The organism is Lacisediminihabitans sp. (genome assembly GCF_036404185.1).
Taxonomy (GTDB): Bacteria; Actinomycetota; Actinomycetes; order Actinomycetales; family Microbacteriaceae; genus Lacisediminihabitans.
On record NZ_DASWPB010000148.1, the window covers coordinates 1 to 2,081 of the forward strand.

Annotated in this window: 3 protein-coding genes; 1 reads left to right on the top strand and 2 read right to left on the bottom strand. The window is 68.8% G+C overall.

What is annotated here, in order from left to right; all coding sequences use genetic code 11:
• Positions 1-533, bottom strand: a 533-nt coding sequence (locus tag VGC18_RS10650; protein WP_331097115.1) for an NAD(P)-dependent oxidoreductase, incomplete at its 3' end; no start/stop codon positions are given.
• Between the two features lie 70 nt (positions 534-603).
• Positions 604-1,428 (bottom strand): alpha/beta hydrolase, encoded by an 825-nt coding sequence (locus VGC18_RS10655; RefSeq protein WP_331097117.1) that lies wholly within the window; start codon positions 1,426-1,428, stop codon positions 604-606.
• A gap of 221 nt (positions 1,429-1,649) precedes the next feature.
• On the opposite strand from VGC18_RS10655, the gene VGC18_RS10660 reads away from it, so the two are divergent.
• On the top strand, positions 1,650-2,081 hold a 432-nt coding region (locus VGC18_RS10660; protein WP_331097119.1), incomplete at its 3' end, for a hypothetical protein.

Below are 2,081 nucleotides of genomic sequence, written 5' to 3' on the forward strand. Positions count from 1 at the left end.
GGGGTGAGCGAGCGGCTCCAGGCGATGATCCTCATGTCGAAGGCCCGAGCGAGCCGCGCGACGGCGGTGCCGAGCCGGCCGAGCCCGAGCACACCGAGGGTCTTCCCCGCGAGCCCCGGACCGATGGTGTGCTGCCAGCCCCCGGACCGCACGGATGCGTCTTCCGCGGCGATGTGCCTGGTGAGGGCGATCATCATCCCGATCGTCAGCTCCGGCACGCCGTTGCCCGCCCCGCCGGTGCCGCTGACGACGATGCCGCGCCCGGCGGCCGCGGTCAGGTCGATGGCCGCGTTGTGCATGCCCGTGGTCACCAGCAGCCGCAGCGCAGGCAGACGCTCGAGCACCTCGGCAAGGAACGCGGTGCGCTCGCGCATGGCCACGACCACGTCGCTTCGCCGCAGCCGCTCGACGAGCGCCTCGCCGTCGAGATGATCGGCGATCGTCTCGATCCGGAAGCGGCGCTCGACCTCCGTCCAGTCCGCCGAGGCGAGGGCCACCCGCTGATAGTCGTCGAGGATCGTCACGGTTCGCACCCGGTCAGCGTATCCACCGTGTCTGAGTCGTGGGCCCGATCGTCGCCGTGCCGCGCAGGTGGCCCTCCGGTTACGACTGCAGCCACTCCAGCAGGTCGGCGTTGATCGTGTCGGCCTGGGTCGTCGGCATCCCGTGCGGGAAGCCGGGGTACGACTTCAGGGTGCCGTTCTGCACGAGCTTGGCCGACAGCGGGCCGGCGTCGGCGTAGGGGACGATCTGGTCGTCCTCGCCGTGCATGACCAGTACCGGCACGGTGATCTTCTTGAGGTCCTCCGTGAAATCGGTCTGGGAGAACGCCACGATGCCGTCGTAGTGGGCCTTCGCCCCGCCCATCATTCCCTGGCGCCACCAGTTCTCGATGATCGCCTCCGACGCCTCCACACCCTCCCGGTTGAAGCCGTAGAACGGCCCAGACGGAAGCGCCCGGTAGAACTCCGAACGGTTGGCCGCCAGCTGCGCCTGCAGGTCGTCGAAGACGCTCTTGGGCAGTCCGCCCGGGTTGCTCTCCGTCTGCACCATGATGGGCGGCACCGCGCTGATGAGGACCGCGCGGGCGACCCGCTCCTCCCCGTACTGGCCGATGTAGTGGGCCACCTCGCCGCCTCCGGTGGAGTGGCCCACGTGGATGGCGTCCCTCAGGTCGAGGAACTCGGTGAGGGCGGCGAGGTCGGCGGCGTAGTGGTCCATGTCGTGCCCCTCGGAGGTCTGCGTGGACCGACCATGCCCGCGGCGGTCGTGGGCGATGACCCGGTAGCCGTGGTTGAGGAAGAAGAGCAACTGCCCGTCCCAGTCATCGGCCGAGAGCGGCCATCCGTGACTGAACACGATCGGCTGCCCGGATCCCCAGTCCTTGTAGAAGATCTCCGTCCCGTCCTTCGTGGTGATTGTGCCCATGATTCCTCCCTGAGTTCGGTTGGTGATGGTCCGCCGGGCCGGAAGCCGACGGCTCGCTCGAACCATATGCCGGGATCGGCGAGGGCGTCTTGCACCGGTGCGCACTGATTCATCTCCACCGCGCGCACAGCCGCTCCCTTTCCCTTTTCCCGCGAGAAAGGTATCGTCGCTTCCACCTCTCCACTGGCCCTGGTTGCGGATGGGAAAGCCGATTGCTCTCGATGTTCTCGCTCAGTTCGATCCCGGAATCGGTGCGCCGGGGGACGCCGCAGGCGGCCCTCGCGAGCTACCCCCTCCCGCTCGAACCGGCCGTCACGCTTCATCTCCTCACCGACGGGTCGCTCACCGTCCGCCACGGCGACCGCACCGCAGAGCTCGTCCCCGGGTCGATGCTGTTCACCTCGACCTCGGAACCGCTGGTCATGTCCCGGCAGGATCGCTGCGACATGACGACCATCACCGTGCCGGTGGCCCGCCTCCGGCTGCCCGCCCGGGTCCTCCGGCGAACCCAGGCCAGGGTCTTCACTCCCGCCGATCCGGTGGTGGCCAGCGGCGCTCTTCTCCTCCAGCGGCTCGCACAGGATGCCCAGGCACATCCGGAGTCCGACTGGAGCGTCCTGGAGCAGAGCATGATCGAGCTCATGCGCGCCCTG